Genomic DNA, 18,185 nt, shown 5'->3' on the forward strand with positions numbered 1-18,185 from the left:
TCAGGCCCGTTTTCTGTGTCAGCGCGTTTTCTGTGTCAGCGCGGTGTTGCGGCGTTCTGGGGTGCCGCACCCTGAGCCGCGGCGACCTTCTCGTACTCACTGGCCAACGCCAGCACCCAACCGCGCGGGCTCACACCGGTCGGGGGCGCGATCCAGCGCGCGTCGACGAACAAGTCCCCCAACGGATTTCGCGCCCACTCCGCCACCACCGCGGCGCGCTGCGGCACCGAGTTCGGCGGTTCGCCCGCGGCCGGGATAACGATGCCGCTGCCCGACAGCAGGTACAGCGCGTCCATCACCTGCGCCATGTGATCGGAAGCCTTGAGCTGTGCCGAGGTGGCGTTCTGCTCGGGGGCGACCACCTCGGGGAACCGGCCGACCATGAGCTTGTGCAGCGGCTGGATCCGGCGCAGCAGCACCTTGGCCCGCCACCAGAGTTCGATCACGATCGACACCGCGCCCAGCGCGATCAGCAGCGCGGCGATCTCCCACGCCACCCAACCCCACAGCGGTTCGGTCGGCGGAGTCGGCGCCGCGCCCTGGAAGGCGCGACCGACATTGGCGACCGCGAGCACCGCGACCAGGGCGGTGCCGGTGATATAGATGGCGATGCCGCGGCCCAGGATCGTCCAGTCCAGGTTGCGCAGACCGGTGATCACGATGAACACCGCGCCCAGCGCGACCACGATCCAGCCGAAGGTGAACGACCAGGCCAGGGTGAGCGCGATCGACACCGCGCCGATGCCGTAGACGACCATCGCGACCTGGCGCAGATTACGCCGCGAGACCACCGGCCAGGCCGCGGAGGCGACCACCGAGGTGGCGGTGGTGAACAGTATCCAGGCGGAGATCACGATGCCGGTGGACAGCCACCCGCTGTGCACGCCGCCCTTCATCAGGTTGTCCACGGCCACGGCCATGTCCGGGATCGCGACGGTCACCGCGAGCGCCACGGCGGCGACCGCCACCACGATGGCCACGCGCGAGGTCGTGGCCGGCTTCACCAGCACGCGACCCACTCGGGCGCCCGCGGCGACCCAGACCAGCAGGGCTGTCAACCACAGTGTCATCCCAGGGCCTCATCGAATCGAAGGACCGAGACGCCTGCGCCTCGGTTGCTGAATACGCGCAGTCGGGTCATGAGCATGGCCGCGAAGGTCTCGGCCTCCCATTCGGCGAGGTCGTCGCCGCCGTCGTCGACGATCTGCGCGTGCGCGCGTTGGCTGAGCATGTAGGCGATCAGGTCGTCGCTGACCTCGAGGGTCGTCTCGACCGCGGGAGCGCCCTCGTGATCGAACACGATGTGGCCCAGTTCGTGAGCCAGGGTGTGATCGCGGCTGGGCAGGGCGTCGGCGAGCACGATGATGTCGCGTTCGGGATAGAACCGGCGCTGACCGCACACGCCGGGGCCCAGGTTCGCGCTGGTGATCTCGATTTCGCGTTGCCGCTCCAGCGAGATGGCCTGCACGACCTCGTCGAGGCTGGTGGCGTCGGAGTCCGCGGCCACCGCGCACACCGCGTCGACGGCGGCGGCCACGCGGCGATAGGACCGGGAGGTGGACTGGGTCTTGCTCTTACTCATCGAAGATCCCCTCACGACCTCGGGAAGAACTGCGCGCGTGCCGCGTTCACCCGTGCTTGGGCTGCGGCGGCACCTTGGAAACTCACTGCGCCCGAACCGGTTCCGGCCAGGGTCAGCGCGATCAGGCCGCCGATCACCGACAGGAGTTCGGGTTCGGGCAGACCGCTGTTGTCGCTGGTGGGTTTGAATTCGTGGTTCGGTTTGGCGGCCGGGGCCGGTGCTGCCGCTGCGGGGGGTGCGGCGGGTGCGGGTGCTTCTGCCGCAGGGGGTGCCGCCGCCGGAACCGGTGCTGCGACAGCGATATTCGGGACGCCGGGGATCGAGGGTGCGGCGGGGGCCGGGGGGATCGCGATCGACGGCAGGGCTGGTGCGGCGGGGGCCGAGGGGATGGGGATCAGGAGCAGAAGCAGGGGCGTGGCCGAACCTACTGCGGCTGAGCCGACGGCCGCGGAGCCTACTGCTGCTGAGCCTGCGCCTGCGGAGCCCACCGCTGCTGAGCCTGCGGCGGCGGAACCTACTGCGGCAGAACCTGTTCCGAGGACTGCGGAGCCTGCGCCGAGAGCAGCCGAGCCTGTGCCCGCTGCCGCAGAGCCGACTGCGGCCGAGCCGGTACCGAGGACTGCGGAGCCTGCGCCGAGAGCAGCCGAGCCCGTGCCCGCTGCGGCGGAACCTACGGCAGCCGAGCCCGTGCCCAGTACTGCGGCGGCTCCCGCTGAACCGGTGCCGAGCACGACGCCCAGGCCTGCGGAGCCGGTGCCCAGAGCCACGCCGAGGCCGGCCGAGCCGGTGCCGAGCAGTACTCCCAGGCCGGCCGAGCCGGTGCCGAGGACCACTCCCGCGGCTGCGGAGCCTGCGCCCGCCGCGGCGGAACCTGCGCCGGCGGAGCCGGAGAGCGGGCCCGCTACTTCCTTCTTGGGGATGTCAGCGGTGGACTGGCCGGGGATGGCGAGGGGGGTCCATTCGCCTTCGTCGGCGATGGGGGCTCCCTGCTCGGGGTCGGCCGGGTTCGGGGCGGCGGGGACAGCGCCCTGGCCATTACCCTGACCGGGCAGGGCGAGCTCACCAGGCAGCGGGGTGGGAGTGCTCTGCCCACCACCCGCGCCGCCGTTGTCCTGCCCACTGCTTCCGGTTCCCGGCGCCTGCGCTGCTGGTGTCGGCGGTTTTTCGGGGGCGGCCAACGCGACCGCGGGCCCTAATAGCGCACAACCGGCCAACACACTCGCAGCGGCAAATACGCGCAACATGCGACCAATGGCCATGCGCTAGATCATCCCCTTAGTTATTTCAGCGCAGAATTACCCCCGGTCGCGACACATTCCGGGATCGACGAACAGTAGCCCATAGTAAACCCAGTCCCCCAGCCCCGCAGAGTAGAGCTAGAGTCGTCCAGCCCCCTGGACGTGTGTGACTTGCCATAAGCGCTGGCCGGGGAGCGTTCCCCGGCCGCACATCGCGCCGTTGGCTATGCGCCGTAGACCGGCTCCGGCGCGACGCCGTTGGCGATCAATTCCTTGACCACCGGACCGAGCTCGGCCGGGTCCCAGCGAGCTCCGCGATCGACCGTAGCGCCATGCAGCCAGCCCTGCGCCAAGGCGACCTTTCCGCCTTCTACCTCGAACATCCGTCCCGTCACCCCGGCGGATTCGGCGCTACCGAGCCACACGACCAGCGGCGAGATGTTCTCCGGAGCCATCACGTCGAACCCCTCGTCGGGGGCGGCCATGGTGTCGGCGAACACGGTCTCGGTCATCCGCGTGCGGGCCGCGGGGGCGATGGCGTTCACGGTCACGCCGTATCTTGCGAATTCGGCGGAGGCGGTGAGTGTGAGTCCGGCGATGCCCGCCTTGGCCGCGCCGTAATTGCCCTGGCCGACGCTGCCCTGCAGGCCCGCACCGGAGCTGGTGTTGATCACGCGAGCGTCGACCGGTCGGCCCGCTTTCGACTCCGCGCGCCAGTATTCGGCGGCGTGACGCATGGTGGCGAAGTGGCCTTTGAGGTGCACGCGGATCACGGCGTCCCATTCGTCTTCGCCGAGGTTGACCAGCATGCGGTCGCGGACGAAGCCGGCGTTGTTGACCAGGACATCCAGGCCGCCGAAGGTGTCGATGGCCTGGTGGACGAGGCGGCGCGCGCCGTCCCAGTCGGCGACGTCGTCGTAGTTGGCGACGGCCTGGCCGCCGGCGGCGACGATCTCGTCGACGACCTGCTGGGCGGGGGTTTCGGTGGTCTGGGCACCGTCCAGGGCTGTGCCGATGTCGTTGACGACGACGTTGGCGCCTGCTGCGGCGAAGGCGAGGGCGTGGGCGCGGCCGATTCCGCGGCCTGCGCCGGTGACGATGACGGTGCGGTTCGCGCAGATGGCCGGGTCAGTCATGGATGGCTCCTGTGTTCATGGGTGCTGAGGGCTAGTTGTTCGTGTTCGCGGCGTCCAGGAAGGCGGGGCGTTCGCCGCCGCCGTGGACTACCAGGGCCGCGCCGCTGATGTGGGCGGCCAGGGGTGAGGCCAGGAAGAGGGCGGCGTTGCCTACGTCGGCGGGGGTGGCCAGGCGGCCGAGGGGGACGGTTTTCGCGACTGCGGCTACTCCGTCGGCGTCGCCGTAGTGGAGGTGGCTGAGTTCGGTTTCCACCGGGCCGACTACCACCGAGTTCAGGCGGACTTTCGGGGCCCACTCGACGGCCAGGGACGCGACCAGGTTGTCCAGGCCCGCTTTGGCCGCGCCGTAGGCGGCGGTGCCGGGTGAGGGGCGGTGGCCGCTGACACTGGTGATCATCGCGATCGAACCGCCGGTGTCCTGCTTCTGCATCAGGGCGTTGGCCTGTTGGGAAATCAACAGTGGCGCAAGCAGATTCAGTTCCACGATCTTGGCGTGGAACTTGGGGCTCGCGGCGTCGGCCATGGCGAAGGGGGCGCCGCCCGCGTTGTTCACTACGTGGTCGATGCGGCCGTGTCTCGCGATGATCTCGGCGAACATGCCTGCCACCGCGTCGACATCGCGCACATCGCAGGTGAGGTGTTCGGTGCTGTTGTCCCCCACCGTGATCGGTTCGTCGGCGGGTCTGCGCGCGCAGGTCAGTACGGTCGCGCCCGCGGCGAGGAAGGCGCGGCTGATTCCGGCGCCGACGCCGCGCACACCGCCTGTCACCAGAACGATCTGCTCGGAAAGGTCGATTTCTACAGCCACCGTGTTAACCTACCAAGCAATTGCTTGCTTTGTCTCGGGTTCGCCGGGGCGCGCACGATAGGAACCGCGATGGGGATAATCCGTCACACCGAAGCCGACGGGGTCGAGGTCGTCACTGTCGACTATCCGCCGGTCAACGCACTGCCTTCGGACGGCTGGTTCGCGCTGGCCGAGGCCGTCACCGCGGCGGGACGCGACCAGTCCACCCGCGTGGTGGTACTGCGCGCGGAGGGACGCGGCTTCAACGCCGGCGTCGACATCAAGGAAATGAACGCCGACGTCGGCCACACCGCGCTCATCCGCGCCAACCACGGCTGCTTCGCCGCCTTCGCCGCGGTGTACGACTGCGAGGTCCCGGTCGTCACCGCTGTGAACGGCTTCTGCCTCGGCGGCGGCATCGGCCTGGTCGGCAACTCCGATGTCATCGTCGCCTCCGACGACGCGACCTTCGGCCTGCCCGAGGTCGACCGTGGCGCACTGGGTGCCGCCACCCACCTGGCGCGGCTGGTCCCCCAGCACCTGATGCGGACCATGTTCTACACCGCGGGCAAGCTCACCGCCCAGCAGCTGCACCACTTCGGATCGGTGTACAAGGTGGTGCCGCGCGCCGAACTCGACGCCGCGGCAATGGAAGTCGCGAAGAACATCGCGGGCAAGGACGGTCGCGTGATCCGGGCCGCCAAGCGCGCCCTGAACGGGATCGACGTGCAGGACGTGCATCGCTCCTACCGCTACGAACAGGGCTTCACCATGGAGCTCAACCTCGCCGGTGTCGCCGACGAGATCAGGGCGCGCTTCGACGACGATCTCGCCGCGCAGAAGAAGGAGACCTGAAACATCATGCGCGACAAGACAATGGCACTGGACCAGGTGGTCGGCGAGCTGCGCAGCGGCATGACCATCGGCATCGGTGGCTGGGGTTCGCGGCGCAAGCCGATGGCGCTGGTGCGCGCGCTGCTGCGTTCCGACGTCACCGATCTGACCGTGGTCACCTACGGCGGGCCCGATCTGGGACTGCTGTGCTCGGCGGGCAAGGTGCGAAAGGCGTACTACGGCTTCGTTTCTCTGGATTCGGCACCGTTCTACGACCCGTGGTTCGCGAAGGCGCGCACGTCCGGCGAGATCACCGTGCGAGAGATGGACGAGGGGATGGTGAAGTGCGGGCTGCAGGCGGCCGCGGCACGACTGCCGTTCCTGCCGATCCGGGCCGGGCTCGGGTCGTCGGTGCTCGACTTCTGGGAGGGCGAGCTGAAGACCGTCACCTCGCCGTATCCGGCTGCTGACGGGCGGGTGGAGACCCTGGTCGCGATGCCCGCGCTGAACCTGGACGCGGCGTTCGTGCACCTGGATCTGGCCGATAAGCACGGCAACGCGGCCTACACGGGCGTGGATCCGTACTTCGACGACCTGTACTGCCTGGCCGCTGAGCGCAGGTATGTGTCGGTGGATCGTATCGTCGATACCGATGAACTGGTGAAAGCTGTTCCGCAGCAAGCGATCATCCTCAACAGGATGCTCGTGGACGGTGTCGTCGAAGCCCCCGGCGGTGCGCACTTCACGTTCTCGGGCAGCTACGGGCGCGACGAGAAATTCCAGAAGCACTACGTGGCGGCCGCCAAGACTCCCGAGTCGTGGGCCGAGTTCAAGGCTCGCTACCTCGACGTGTCCGAAGACGAATACCAGTCCGCCGTCGCTACTTTCGCGCAGGAGCAGAAGCTATGAACGCGGCATCGCAGAGCACTATCACTCGGGCCGAGGTCTGTGTCGTCGCGGCGGCGGAGATCTTCCGTGGGGCGGGCGAGATCATGGCCAGCCCGATGTCGACGATCACCACGATCGGCGCGCGACTGGCCCGGCTCACCTTCGAACCCGACCTGCTGCTGTCCGACGGTGAGGCACTGTTCTTCGCCGAGGTTCCGGCTATCGGCGCGAAAGCACCTGTGGAGGGCTGGATTCCGTTCTCGCGAGTGTTCGATGTCGTAGCTTCCGGCCGTCGCCATGTGGTGATGGGCGCGAATCAGATCGATCGGTACGGCAACCAGAACCTGTCGGCCTTCGGTCCGCTGCAGCAGCCTTCGCGGCAGATGTTCGGTGTGCGTGGCGCGCCGGGCAACACGATCAACCACGCGACCAGCTACTTCGTGCCCCGGCACAACAATCGGGTGTTCGTCGACAAGGTCGACATCATCTCCGGAATCGGTTACGACAGAATCGATCCCGACAACCCCGCGTACCGCTTCCACCACCTGCATCGCGTGGTCACCAACCTCGGGGTCTTCGACTTCAACGGGCCCGATCACACGCTGCGTGCGCTGTCGCTGCATCCAGGTGTGAGCCCCGGCGAGGTCGCCGAGAACACTTCCTTCGAGGTGGCCGAGCTCGGTGAAGCAGGCGAGACCCGGCTGCCTACCGAAAAAGAGCTGCGGATCATCCGAACTGTATTGGACCCCAAGTCATTCCGCGACAAGGAGGTCACAGCATGAGCCCCACCGCACGGCTGCGAACCCCCCTGACGGAACTCGTCGGCATCGAGCACCCCATCGTGCAGACGGGAATGGGCTGGGTTGCCGGCCCACGCCTGGTCGCCGCCACGGCGAACGCGGGCGGCCTGGGCATTCTGGCCTCGGCGACCATGACGTTCGTCGAGCTCGAGGCGGCCGTCGCCAAGACCAAGTCGCTCACCGACAAGCCTTTCGGCGTGAACATCCGCGCCGACGCCACCGACGCCACCGAGCGCATCGAGCTGCTCATCCGCGAAAACGTGCGGGTGGCGTCGTTCGCCTTGGCGCCGAAGAAGGAACTGATCGCCCGGCTCAAAGATGCTGGTGTCGTGGTCGTTCCGTCCATCGGTGCGGCCAAGCACGCGGTGAAGGTGGCGTCCTGGGGTGCCGACGCGGTGATCGTGCAGGGCGGCGAAGGCGGCGGCCACACCGGCCCGGTCGCCACCACCCTGCTGCTGCCGTCAGTCCTGGACGCGGTCGATATCCCCGTAATCGCGGCCGGCGGCTTCTTCGACGGACGTGGCCTGGCCGCCGCGCTGTCCTACGGTGCGGCCGGCGTCGCGATGGGCACCCGCTTCCTGCTGACCCAGGAAAGCACCGTTCCCGAGGCCGTGAAGCAGGAGTACCTCGCGCGCGGATTGGGCGACACCATCGTTTCGGTCAAGGTCGACGGCATGCCACACCGGATGCTGAACACCGAACTCGTCGACCGCCTGGAACATTCGGGCGGTTGGCGCGGTCTCTCAGCGGCAGTCGGCAATGCGGCCGAGTTCAAGTCCATGACCGGCATGAAATGGTCCACGCTCGTGCGCGACGGCCTGTCCATGCGCAAGACCAAGGACCTCACCTGGTCACAGGTCGTGATGGCAGCCAACTCGGCGATGCTCACCAAGGCAGGCCTCGTCGAGGGTCGCACCGACGCGGGCGTGCTGCCCGCAGGCCAGGTCACCGGCATCATCGACTCCCTGCCGACCGTCGGCGAGCTGATCGATCAGATCGTCACCGACGCGGTGGCCCGCATCGCCGCGGTGTCGGCGTTGACCAGCGAACCAGCCGTCGACCAGCACTGACGGGCACCTGCAACGATCCCGGGACCGCAAGCACCGGACCATGCAGTGCGCCCGCGAAGCGCATCGCCGGTCCGGTGCTTTCGGCGGTTTTCAGCGTGGAACTACCTCGACACGGTTGTCGTGGAATACAGCGCCACCACCGAAGTCCGAATCTCGTTCGGCGACAGTGGCGTTCACGGTCGCACCGCCGGTGAACTTCGCCCACCGGCCCTTGGTCGTGCCCGCGACGCCCGGCCGCACCCGATCCGAGACCTCGGCGACCGCCTCGAACGAGCCGCGATCGTTGGAGACGACTACCGCGGCACCGTCGGCGATACCGCGTGCGGCGGCATCGTCGGGGTGCAGGGTGATCGTGGATTCGCCCGCACGACGGCGCAATTCGGGGTTCGAGCCGAAGACGGTGTTCAGGAAGTAGTGCGAGGCGGCGGAGATCAGGACCAGTCCGTCGCCGGGATCTGCGGGGGGCGTGTAGTTCGGTAGCGGGTCATGGCCCGCCAGTTCTGCACTGGCGGAATAGAACTGGAGTTTCCCTGCCGGCACGGGACCCGCTTGGACCTTCAGGAAGCCGTCGGCGCGGAGTCGCTCGAGGTCGTGGCCTTTGAGTAGTTGCTTCGCCAGCTCTTCATCGGAGTCGTAAAGGGCGGGCTCGGTCAGGCCGAGGCGACGCGAGAGTCGACGGAAAGTCTCTGTGGTGGACAGGCATTCGCCGGGCGGCTCGACGGCCGGTTCGTTCCAGATCAGGTAGAGGTGGCCATAGCCCGCGATGACGTCGAGGTGCTCGGGCTGCATCGTGGCGGGCAAGACTATGTCGGCGTAGTCGACGGTGTCAGTACCGAAATGGTCCAGGACAACGGTGAACAGATCTTCGCGTGACAGACCCTCGATCACCCGACGCTGGTCGGGATTGGAGCCGACCGGGTTGGCCGCGATCACGAACAACGCCTTGACCGGCGGATCATCGGTTTCGAGCAGCGCTTCGCCGAGCCTGGTCATCGACAACGTCCGCACCGGGTGCGGCAGCAGATCATTGCGTTCCAGCGCGGCCTCATCGAGCCGGAAATGCCCACTCGTCGAATAGTGGAGTCCCCCACCGGGAATCGCCCAGTCGCCGGTGACGCCGGGCAGGCAGCCGAGCACCCGCAACGCCATCCCGCCGCCCGCATGGCGCTGCATTCCCTGCGACGCGCGAATCGCGGTGGGCCGGGTGCGAGCGATCCGCTCACCGAGCGACACGATCTGCTCCACCCGCAAGCCGGTGATCTCGGCAACGCGTTCAGGGGTGAATTCCTCGATCCTGTCCCGGAATTCGGGCCAACCCTCGGTGTGCTCGGCGATGAATTCCTTGTCCTCCGCACCCAGCGAAACCACCACGTGCAACAGCCCCAGAGCCAGCGCCGCATCGGTTCCCGGCAGCGGCGCGAGGTGTTCGTCGCAGCGCTCGGAAGTCTTGGTGCGGACGGGGTCGATGGAAACCAGGTACGCACCACTGTCCTGAATGAACTTCCACAGGTGGTGGCCCGAAGTCATCGGGTTGGTGCCCCACAGCAGGATCAGTTTCGACTTCGCGAAATCCTCGGGGTCCATCCCGCCGGGCGTGCCGAGCGTGTACCGCAACCCGGTACCGCCCGCGACCGAGCAGATGGTCGCCGCGTGATGCGAGGCGCCGAGCAGGTTGAACATCCGGCGACCCGGATACCCCTCCAGCCCTTGGATATACCCCAGACTGCCGGTCCCGTGGAACGGCCAGATCGCCTCACCGCCGAACTCGTCGACGATCCCGGTCACGCGGGTGGCGATCTCGTCGAGTGCTTCGTCCCAGCTGATCCGCTCGAACTGCCCCGACCCCTTCGGCCCGACCCGGCGCATCGGATACCACAGCCGGTCGGGCGCACCCACCTGTTCGAGGAAGCGGTTCACCTTCACGCACAGCGCACCACGCGTGACCGGGTGTTCCTTGTTCCCGCGCAGCCCCGTGGCGACGCCGTCCTCGACGGTCACCACCCACGAGCACGCGTCGGGACAGTCGAGCGGGCAAGCACCGAGCACCTTCACTCGACTCATCGTAGGCACCCGGTCCAGCGCACGCACCGGCATATTCACGCACTTCGGCTCGTCTCAGTCAGAATTCTGATCGAAACGGCGCGAAGTGCGTGATTACGCCGGTCACTTACGCGTCGAGGCGCTCGATGATCGTCACGTTCGCCGTCCCGCCACCCTCACAGATGGTGAGCAGCCCGTACCGGCCGTTCACCCGCTCGAGCTCGTGCAGCAGCGTCGCGAACAGCTTCGTGCCGGTCGCCCCCAGCGGGTGGCCCAGCGCGATCGCCCCACCGTTGACGTTCACCTTCGCCGGATCCGCGCCGATCTCCTTGATCCAGGCCAGAACCACCGGCGCGAAGGCCTCGTTGATCTCGATGACGTCGATATCGTCGATGGTCAGGCCCGTCTTCTCGAGCGCCCACTGGGTCGCCGGGATCGGGGCGCTGAGCATGAAGATCGGGTCGGCGCCGCGGGCACTGACGTGGTGTATCCGGGCGCGTGGCGTCAGGCCGTACTCCTGCACCGCCCATTCCGACGCGAGCAGCGTGGCACTGGCGCCATCGGAAATCTGGCTCGCGACCGCGGCGGTGAGCGGGCTGCCCTCGCTCAACGGCTGCAGCGTCGCCATCTTCTCGAGGCTGGTTTCGCGCGGCCCCTGGTCGACGAGGAAGTCACCCACCGGCACGATCTCCGCCTCGAAACGCCCCTCCGCGATGGCGGCACGGGCGCGTTCGTGGCTGCGCAGTGCCCACTGCTCCATGTCCAGCCGGGTGATGCCCCACTTCTCGGCGATCAGTTCCGCGCCGCGGAACTGCGAGACCTCGCCGGTGCCGTACCGCTGATCCCAGCCGGTCGCGCCCACGAACGGGGACTCGAAGCCGTACTCCTTGCCCGCGAGCATCGCCGCGGAGATCGGGATGGCGCTCATGTTCTGCACGCCCGCCGCCACGATCACCTCGGCGGTGCCGCTCATGATGGCCTGCGCGCCGAAATTCACCGCCTGCTGGCTGGAACCGCACTGACGGTCGACGGTGACGCCGGGGACCTCTTCGGGATATCCCGCGGTCAGCCACATGGTGCGGCCGATATTTCCGGCCTGCGGGCCGATGTTGTCGACACAACCGACGATCACATCGTCGACCACGGCCGGGTCGATGCCGGTTCGCTCGATCAGGCCGCGCAGGGCTGCGGCGCCGAGGTCGGCGGGGTGCACGCCGGCGAGGGCGCCGTTGCGCTTGCCGACCGCGGTACGGACCGCGTCGATGACGAAGACGTCGCGCATCGGGGTGTAGGGCATGGTGACTCCTAGTACGTGCTCATGGCTGAGACGAACTGCTCGCGGGCACGGTGAGTCCGTCGAGCACGATCGTGAGGTATTGCTGGGCAAGGTGTTTCACGGTGATCGAGCCACCGGGGGTGTACCAGCGCACCGCGACCCACACGGTGTCGCGCAGGAAACGGAACGCCAGGTCCACGTCGAGTTCGGGGCGGAAGCTGCCGTCGGCGACACCCGCGGTGAGTACCCGGTGCCACAGGTCGCGGAATTCGATGTTGAAGTCGCGGATGTAGGCGAAACGTTCTACGTCGCGCAGGGTTTTGGCTTCGGCCTGGTAGATCGCGACCGCCGCGTGGTGACGGTCGATCGCCTCGTAGGAGGCAATCACCAAGGCCTCCAAGGTGTCTCGCGAGCTCAGGCCCGCGGCTGCGATTTCGCGGTAGCGGCCGAACAGGTCGTCGAGGAAGCCGCGCAGGATCTCGTCGACCATCGATTCCTTGGAGTCGAAGTGGTGGTAGAGGCTGCCCGAGAGGATGCCCGCCGAGTCGGCGATATCGCGCACCGTGGTGGCGCGCAGGCCGCGTTCGGCGAACAGGTCGGCGGCGAGGTCGAGCAGTTCGGCGCGGCGGGTGCGTTTCACGGTGTCGGGTGCGGTCACGACTGCCATCGTACAACCAAGCACTTGCTTGGTAGCGGTGTGGCGGTCATGCGCGCTGACTGCTCACCGAGACCACCTCGCCGGTCAGATACGACGTGTAGTCGCTGGCCAGCATAGCGATGGTCGCCGCCACCTCCCACGGTTCCGCGGCGCGACCGAAAGCCTCACGCTCGCTGAGGTTGTCGAGTAGTTCGGCCGAGGTCACCTTGTCGAGGAAAGGATGCCGGGCGATGCTCGGCGCGACGGCATTGATCCGCACGCCGAATTCGGCGGCTTCGACCGCGCTGCACCTGGTCAGCGCCATGACGCCGGCCTTCGCGGCGGCGTAGTGGGCTTGGCCGTGCTGGGCGCGCCAGCCCAGCACCGAGGCGTTGTTGACGATCACGCCGCCGTGGCCCGCGGCGCGGAAGTAGGCCAGGGCCGCGCGGGTGCATCGGAAGGTGCCGGTGAGCGTGATGTCGAGGACCTGGTCCCACTGCTCGTCGGTCATGTCGACGACGGGGGTTTCGCCGCCCAGGCCCGCGTTGTTGACCATGATGTCGATGCGGCCCAGTACAGCGGCGGCATCGGTGAGCAGCTGGTTGACCTGCGCGGTATCGCGAACATCGCAGACCACGGCACCGACCGAGCGCTCCGGGAATTCCTTCGCGAGCATTTCGGCGGTGGCGGTCAATCTTCTTTCGTGCCAATCGGATACGACGACATCGGCACCCTCTTCGAGGAGCCTGCGCGCGGTGGCCGAGCCGATACCGGTGCCCGCCGCGGCGGTGACCACGGCCTTCCGACCCGCGAGCAGACCGTGCCCGGGGATCGGGGACGGTGCGGTCGACAGCGACGTCGGCGCACCCGAATAGGTCTCCCGGTCGAAACTCTGGTCACTCACGGGCGGGCCTCTCGCGGCAGACCGAGCACCCGTTCGGCAATGATGTTGCGCTGCACTTCGTTCGAACCTCCATAGATCGTGTCGGCGCGGCTGAACAGGTACAGCCGCTGCCAGGCGGTCATGTCGTCGGGACCCAGGATCAGCCCGGTGGCGCCCTGGACGGCCATCGCGAGTTCGCCGAGATCGCGATGCCAGTTGGCCCACAACAACTTCGACACCGACGCGCCGCCCACGTCGCCTTCGCTCATGGTGCGCAGGGCGTGCGCGCGCAGGACTTTGAGGCCGACCCACGCGCGGTCGAGGCGGTGCGCGATGAGCGGGTCGTCGGCGGCGCCGGTGCGGCGGGCCAAGGCTTCGACGTCGGAGAGTTCGCGGGCGAAGCGGATCTGTTGGCCGAGGGTGGAGATGCCGCGCTCGAAGGTCAAGGTGCCCATGGCGATTCGCCAGCCGTCGCCGGGTTCGCCCACAACCAAGTCGGCGTCGGTGACGGCGTTGCCGAAGAAGACCTCGTTGAATTCGGAAGTGCCCGTGAGCTGTTCGATCGGACGCACTTCGATGCCCGGTTGGTTCATCGGGACCAGCAGGTAGGACAGGCCGTGGTGGCGGGTCGAGCCGCGTTCGGTGCGGGCGATCACGAAGCACCAGTCGGCGACGTGGGCCAGCGACGTCCAGATCTTCTGGCCGTTGATCACCCACTTGTCGCCGTCCAGGCGGGCGGTGGTGCTGACCGCGGCGAGGTCGGAGCCCGCGCCGGGTTCGGAATAGCCCTGGCACCACAGCTCGTCGACCGAGCGGACGCCGGGCAGGAAGCGTTGCTTCTGCTCCTCGGTGCCGAAGGCGAGCAGGGTGGGGCCGAGCAGCTCCTCGCCCACGTGCGAGACCCGTGCGGGAGCATCGGCCCTGGCGTATTCCTCGTGGAAGATCACCTGCTGGCGCACGCTGGCGCCGCGGCCGCCGTGTTCGACCGGCCAACCGAGGCAGGTCCAGCCCGCCTTCGCCAGGTGTCGGTCCCACGCGAGACGTTCGTCGAAGAATTCATGTTCGCGGCCGGGTCCGCCGGTTCCGCGCAGGTCAGCGAACTCGCCCGCGAGATTTTCGGCGAGCCATTCGCGGATTTCCGCGCAAAAGGCAGCGTCGGAGGACGCGGTATCGGAATCTGAGGTCTGGATCACACCCACGCCGATAGGATAACCTACCAAGCACTTGCTTTGTTAGCTGCTTCGTCAAGAACAGCGACCGCTCAACGGTGAGGACCCCGTGACACCCCCTCAGACCACCCCGCAGGCGCTGCGGCACATCGCCGCCACGCATCCGCACTCCCCCGCCCTGATCGACGGCGCGACCCGCCTGACCTGGGCGGAACTGCTCGAAGAAGTTCGAACCACCGCCCGTGCCCTGATCGCACGCGGCATCTCCCCCGGCGATCGGGTGGCGATGTGGGCGCCGAATACGCACCACTGGGTGATCGCCGCGCTGGCCGCGCATTCGGTGGGGGCGGCGCTGGTTCCGCTGAATACCCGGTATGTGGTGGCGGAGGCCGTCGATGTGTTGAGTCGGGTGGGTGCGAAGGCGGTGTTCGTGGCCGGGCCGTTTCTCGGGCGGGATCGGGCGGCGGAACTGCTGGCCGAGGGGCTCGGGATCGGGACGGTCGTGGTGATTCCTGTCGAAGGTGATGCGCAGACCTCAGCAGACGCAGCCACGGTGACGTGGGCCGAGCTGGCCCGGTACGCGGCGAGCGTGACCGCCGAAGAAGGCGAACTGCGGGCCGCGCAGGTTTCCCCCGACGACATCTCCGACATCATGTTCACCTCCGGCACCACCGGGCGCAGCAAGGGCACGCTCGTCGCGCACCGGCAGGCACTGAACGTGGTGCGCGGCTGGGTCGACTGCTCCACCCTGCGGGCCGACGACCGCTACCTGGTGATCCCTCCGTTCTTCCACAACTTCGGTTATAAGGCCGGGATCCTCGCGTGCCTGGTCACCGGCGCCACGATCGTCCCGCAGGCCACCTTCGACGTGCCCGCCGCGCTGGCCCTGATCGAGTCCGAGCAGATCACCGTGCTCACCGGTCCGCCCACGATCTACCAGACCATCCTGGCCCACCCCCGGCGCGCCGACCGCGACCTGACCTCCCTGCGGGTGGCGGTGACCGGCGCGGCGACCGTGCCGGTGGTGCTGATCGAGCGGATGCGCGACGAACTCGCCTTCGAAGTGGTCATTACCGCCTACGGCCTGTCCGAATCGGCGGGCTTCGGCACCATGTGCCTGCCCTCCGATGACGCGAAAACCATCGCCACCACCTGCGGCGGACCGATCGCCGGGTTCGAACTGCGCCTGTCCGACGCCGGCGAAGTCCTGCTGCGCGGGCCGAACGTGATGTTGGGCTACCTCGACGATCCCGACGCCACCGCCGAGGCCATCGACGTCGACGGCTGGCTACACACCGGCGACATCGGGGTCCTCGACGACCGCGGCTACCTTCGCATCACCGACCGGCTCAAGGACATGTACATCACCGGCGGGTTCAACGTGTATCCCGCGGAGATCGAACAGACCCTCGCCAGGCTCGACGGTGTCGCCGAGTCGGCGGTGATCGGCGTGCCCGACGAGCGGATGGGCGAAGTCGGCAAGGCCTTCATCGTCCGCGAGCCCGACGCGTCACTGACCGTGGACGCGGTAATCAGTTATGCCACCGCCCAATTGGCGAATTTCAAAGTGCCCAGGCTTGTCGAATTCCGCGACCAGCTGCCCTACAGCGCCGCGGGCAAAGTGCTCAAGCGTGAGCTACGTGAGGAGAAGTCGTGAGTTCTACCGAGACCGAGGTCGTCACCTATGAGGTGCGCGGGACGGTTGCCGTGGTCACCATGAATCGGCCCGAGTTCCGCAACGCGCAGAACTCGCAGATGACCTATGCGCTCGACGCCGCCTTCGTCCGCGCGGTGGAGGACCCGGCGGTCAAGGTAATTGTGTTGGCGGGCAACGGGAAACACTTCAGCGCGGGCCACGACATCGGCACGCCGGGTCGCGACCACGACGTGCACTACGAGAACAAGGCCGCGCTGTGGTGGGACCATATCGACCGTCCCGGTGGCGATCAGCGGTTCGCGCGCGAGTCCGAGGTGTATCTCGGAATGTGCAGGCGCTGGCGGGAAATCCCGAAGCCGGTGGTCGCGATGGTGCAGGGTGCGTGCATCGCGGGCGGGCTGATGCTGGCGTGGGTGTGCGATCTGATCGTCTGCTCCGATGACGCGTTCTTCTCCGATCCTGTTGTACGGATGGGTATTCCGGGCGTGGAGTACTTCGCGCATCCGTGGGTGATGGGTCCGCGTGCGGCCAAGGAGTTCCTGTTCACCGGGGACCGGTTCGGGGCGGCGCAGGCCAAGGAGTGGGGCATGGTCAACCGGGTCGTGCCGCGCGACGAGCTCGAGTCCGAAGTGATGGCGCTGGCCGAAAAGATCTCTACCATGCCGCAATTCGGGTTGGCGCTGACCAAGAAGGCCGTCAACCAGGCCGAAGATCTGATGGGTATGCGGTCCGGGATGGACTCGGTTTTCGGGCTGCACCATTTCGCACACGCGCACAATGCCGAGGTCGGGGCCGATTCGCTGGGCGGGATGAATGCCCGCTCGATGAAGGCTGCCGCTCCTGAACAGAACGGGACGAAGTAAGTGGATCTCGATATCGACCCGGCTGCCCTGCAGTTCCAACTGGAGGTGCGCGAGTTCCTCGCCGCCAATGTCCCTGCCGAACCGTTGCCCTCTATGGACACCGCGGAAGGCTTTGCCGCACACCGTGAATGGGAGGCGAAGCTGGCCGACGCGCGGTTGTCGGCGGTGTCGTGGCCGCGCGAGTTCGGCGGGCGCGACGCGTCGATCCTGGAATGGGTGCTGTTCGAGCAGGAGTACTACGCCGCGGGCGCGCCGGGGCGGGTCGCGCAGAACGGAATCTTCCTGCTGGCGCCGACGTTGTTCGAGCACGGCACGCCCGAACAGTTGGCGCGGATCCTGCCTCGCATGGCACGCGGGGACGACATCTGGGCGCAGGCCTGGTCCGAGCCCGAGTCCGGCAGCGACCTCGCGAGCTTGCGATCGACCGCGCGACGCACCGAAGGTGGGTGGCTGCTCAACGGGCAGAAGACCTGGAGTTCCCGTGCGTCCTATGCGGATTGGGCGTTCGGCCTGTTCCGCAGCGACCCGGAAGCACAACGTCATCACGGGCTGACCTATGTGATGTTCCCGCTCACCGCGGAAGGTGTGAGCGTGCGGCCGATCCCGCAGCTCGACGGCGAACCCGGCTTCGCGGAGATCTTCCTCGACGACGTGTTCGTGCCCGACTGCGACGTGATCGGCGCGGTCAACGATGGTTGGCGGGTCGCGATGGCCACCTCGAGCAACGAACGCGGCCTGTCCCTGCGCAGCCCCGGCCGTTTCAGCGCCACCGCCCAGAAGTTGATCGACCTGTGGACCGAGACCACCGACCCCAGTGACACCGCTGCACGAAACTCAGTGGTGGACAGCTGGATCGGCGCCGAGGCCTACCGCCTGCACACCTTCGGCACCGTCACCCGCCTCCAGGACGGCGGCCAACTCGGCGCGGAATCCTCGATCACCAAGGTCTTCTGGTCCGACCTCGACATCGCGATGCACGAGACGGCACTCGACCTGCTCGGCACCGAATACCGCAGCGCCTGGACCGACGGCTACCTGTTCTCCCTAGCGGGCCCGATCTACGCGGGCACCAACGAGATTCAGCGCAACATCATCGCCGAACGCATCCTTGGCCTGCCCCGCGAGAGCAAGCGATGAACGCGCACTTCATGGTCCAGCTCGAAGTGCGGACCGTGCAAGTCATACAACAGCGGTCCGCGGTCGCCACGACAACGGTTCCCGCGGTCGAGCCGCACTGTCGCGTTCTCGACGCGGACGTCGTCGGCCGCCCTCCCATCGACCGGCCCTTCGGCCCAGCCACTAATCGGCGTGCCATCGCCCTACCC

General features: G+C 67.6%; 17 protein-coding genes. 7 read left to right on the plus strand and 10 right to left on the minus strand.

The genetic code is table 11. From position 1 onward, the window contains the following. Window positions 1–35: 35 nt before the first annotated feature. The 5 genes from ACFWU5_RS24065 to ACFWU5_RS24085 all read right to left on the minus strand — a co-directional run bounded on the left by ACFWU5_RS24065 (window position 36) and on the right by ACFWU5_RS24085 (window position 4,764). Window positions 36–1,070 (minus strand): hypothetical protein, encoded by a 1,035-nt coding sequence (locus ACFWU5_RS24065; protein WP_379269006.1) that lies wholly within the window; start codon window positions 1,068–1,070, stop codon window positions 36–38. Beyond that, a complete protein-coding gene (locus ACFWU5_RS24070; RefSeq protein ID WP_379241142.1) occupies window positions 1,067–1,582 on the minus strand; it encodes an ImmA/IrrE family metallo-endopeptidase in 516 nt (171 codons plus the stop codon). Before ACFWU5_RS24070 ends, ACFWU5_RS24065 begins: the two co-directional genes overlap by 4 nt. An 11-nt stretch (window positions 1,583–1,593) precedes the next feature. Further along, on the minus strand, window positions 1,594–2,841 hold the full coding sequence (locus tag ACFWU5_RS24075) for a hypothetical protein (protein WP_379269008.1): 1,248 nt from the start codon (window positions 2,839–2,841) through the stop codon (window positions 1,594–1,596). A gap of 203 nt (window positions 2,842–3,044) precedes the next feature. Beyond that, window positions 3,045–3,956: an SDR family oxidoreductase gene (locus ACFWU5_RS24080; RefSeq protein ID WP_379269009.1), complete on the minus strand. Its 912-nt coding sequence runs from the start codon at window positions 3,954–3,956 to the stop codon at window positions 3,045–3,047. 31 nt (window positions 3,957–3,987) lie between these two features. Then, entirely contained in the window at window positions 3,988–4,764 is a 777-nt protein-coding gene (locus ACFWU5_RS24085; RefSeq protein WP_379269011.1) for an SDR family oxidoreductase, read from the minus strand. A gap of 69 nt (window positions 4,765–4,833) precedes the next feature. Between ACFWU5_RS24085 and ACFWU5_RS24090 the strand changes: the two genes are divergently transcribed. From ACFWU5_RS24090 to ACFWU5_RS24105, 4 genes are read left to right on the plus strand one after another with little or no spacing between them, the layout of a single operon-like run. Continuing rightward, entirely contained in the window at window positions 4,834–5,598 is a 765-nt protein-coding gene (locus ACFWU5_RS24090; RefSeq protein ID WP_379269013.1) for an enoyl-CoA hydratase family protein, read from the plus strand. 6 nt (window positions 5,599–5,604) lie between these two features. Next, complete coding sequence (locus tag ACFWU5_RS24095) at window positions 5,605–6,486, plus strand: CoA transferase subunit A (protein ID WP_379269014.1); 882 nt, start codon at window positions 5,605–5,607, stop codon at window positions 6,484–6,486. After that, complete coding sequence (locus ACFWU5_RS24100; RefSeq protein WP_379269016.1) at window positions 6,483–7,247, plus strand: CoA-transferase subunit beta; 765 nt, start codon at window positions 6,483–6,485, stop codon at window positions 7,245–7,247. The genes ACFWU5_RS24095 and ACFWU5_RS24100 overlap by 4 nt, the downstream gene beginning before the upstream one ends. After that, window positions 7,244–8,335, plus strand: a complete 1,092-nt coding sequence (locus ACFWU5_RS24105) for an NAD(P)H-dependent flavin oxidoreductase (RefSeq protein ID WP_379269018.1) — start codon at window positions 7,244–7,246, stop codon at window positions 8,333–8,335. The genes ACFWU5_RS24100 and ACFWU5_RS24105 overlap by 4 nt, the downstream gene beginning before the upstream one ends. A gap of 90 nt (window positions 8,336–8,425) precedes the next feature. Here the strand turns inward: ACFWU5_RS24105 and ACFWU5_RS24110 are convergent, their stop codons facing one another. The 5 genes from ACFWU5_RS24110 to ACFWU5_RS24130 all read right to left on the minus strand — a co-directional run bounded on the left by ACFWU5_RS24110 (window position 8,426) and on the right by ACFWU5_RS24130 (window position 14,370). Next, the gene (locus tag ACFWU5_RS24110; RefSeq protein ID WP_379269020.1) at window positions 8,426–10,396 is read right to left on the minus strand and encodes a molybdopterin-dependent oxidoreductase; all 1,971 of its coding nucleotides are present in this window, start codon (window positions 10,394–10,396) and stop codon (window positions 8,426–8,428) included. A 106-nt stretch (window positions 10,397–10,502) separates the two neighbouring features. Further along, window positions 10,503–11,657: an acetyl-CoA C-acetyltransferase gene (locus ACFWU5_RS24115; RefSeq protein WP_379241545.1), complete on the minus strand. Its 1,155-nt coding sequence runs from the start codon at window positions 11,655–11,657 to the stop codon at window positions 10,503–10,505. A gap of 34 nt (window positions 11,658–11,691) precedes the next feature. Then, entirely contained in the window at window positions 11,692–12,318 is a 627-nt protein-coding gene (locus tag ACFWU5_RS24120) for a TetR/AcrR family transcriptional regulator (protein WP_379241133.1), read from the minus strand. Between the two features lie 37 nt (window positions 12,319–12,355). After that, window positions 12,356–13,141 carry an SDR family oxidoreductase gene (locus ACFWU5_RS24125; RefSeq protein WP_379269073.1) on the minus strand — a complete coding sequence of 262 codons (786 nt, stop codon included), beginning with the start codon at window positions 13,139–13,141 and terminating at the stop codon, window positions 12,356–12,358. A gap of 47 nt (window positions 13,142–13,188) precedes the next feature. Further along, entirely contained in the window at window positions 13,189–14,370 is a 1,182-nt protein-coding gene (locus ACFWU5_RS24130) for an acyl-CoA dehydrogenase family protein (protein WP_379269022.1), read from the minus strand. Window positions 14,371–14,449: 79 nt separating this feature from the next. On the opposite strand from ACFWU5_RS24130, the gene ACFWU5_RS24135 reads away from it, so the two are divergent. From ACFWU5_RS24135 to ACFWU5_RS24145, 3 genes are read left to right on the plus strand one after another with little or no spacing between them, the layout of a single operon-like run. Continuing rightward, window positions 14,450–15,997 carry a FadD3 family acyl-CoA ligase gene (locus ACFWU5_RS24135; protein WP_379269023.1) on the plus strand — a complete coding sequence of 516 codons (1,548 nt, stop codon included), beginning with the start codon at window positions 14,450–14,452 and terminating at the stop codon, window positions 15,995–15,997. After that, window positions 15,994–16,860 (plus strand): enoyl-CoA hydratase, encoded by an 867-nt coding sequence (locus ACFWU5_RS24140; protein WP_379269025.1) that lies wholly within the window; start codon window positions 15,994–15,996, stop codon window positions 16,858–16,860. The genes ACFWU5_RS24135 and ACFWU5_RS24140 overlap by 4 nt, the downstream gene beginning before the upstream one ends. Continuing rightward, window positions 16,861–17,997: an acyl-CoA dehydrogenase family protein gene (locus tag ACFWU5_RS24145; RefSeq protein ID WP_379269026.1), complete on the plus strand. Its 1,137-nt coding sequence runs from the start codon at window positions 16,861–16,863 to the stop codon at window positions 17,995–17,997. Window positions 17,998–18,185: the final 188 nt, after the last annotated feature.

Source organism: Nocardia sp. NPDC058640 (genome assembly GCF_042716995.1).
Lineage (GTDB): Bacteria > Actinomycetota > Actinomycetes > Mycobacteriales > Mycobacteriaceae > Nocardia.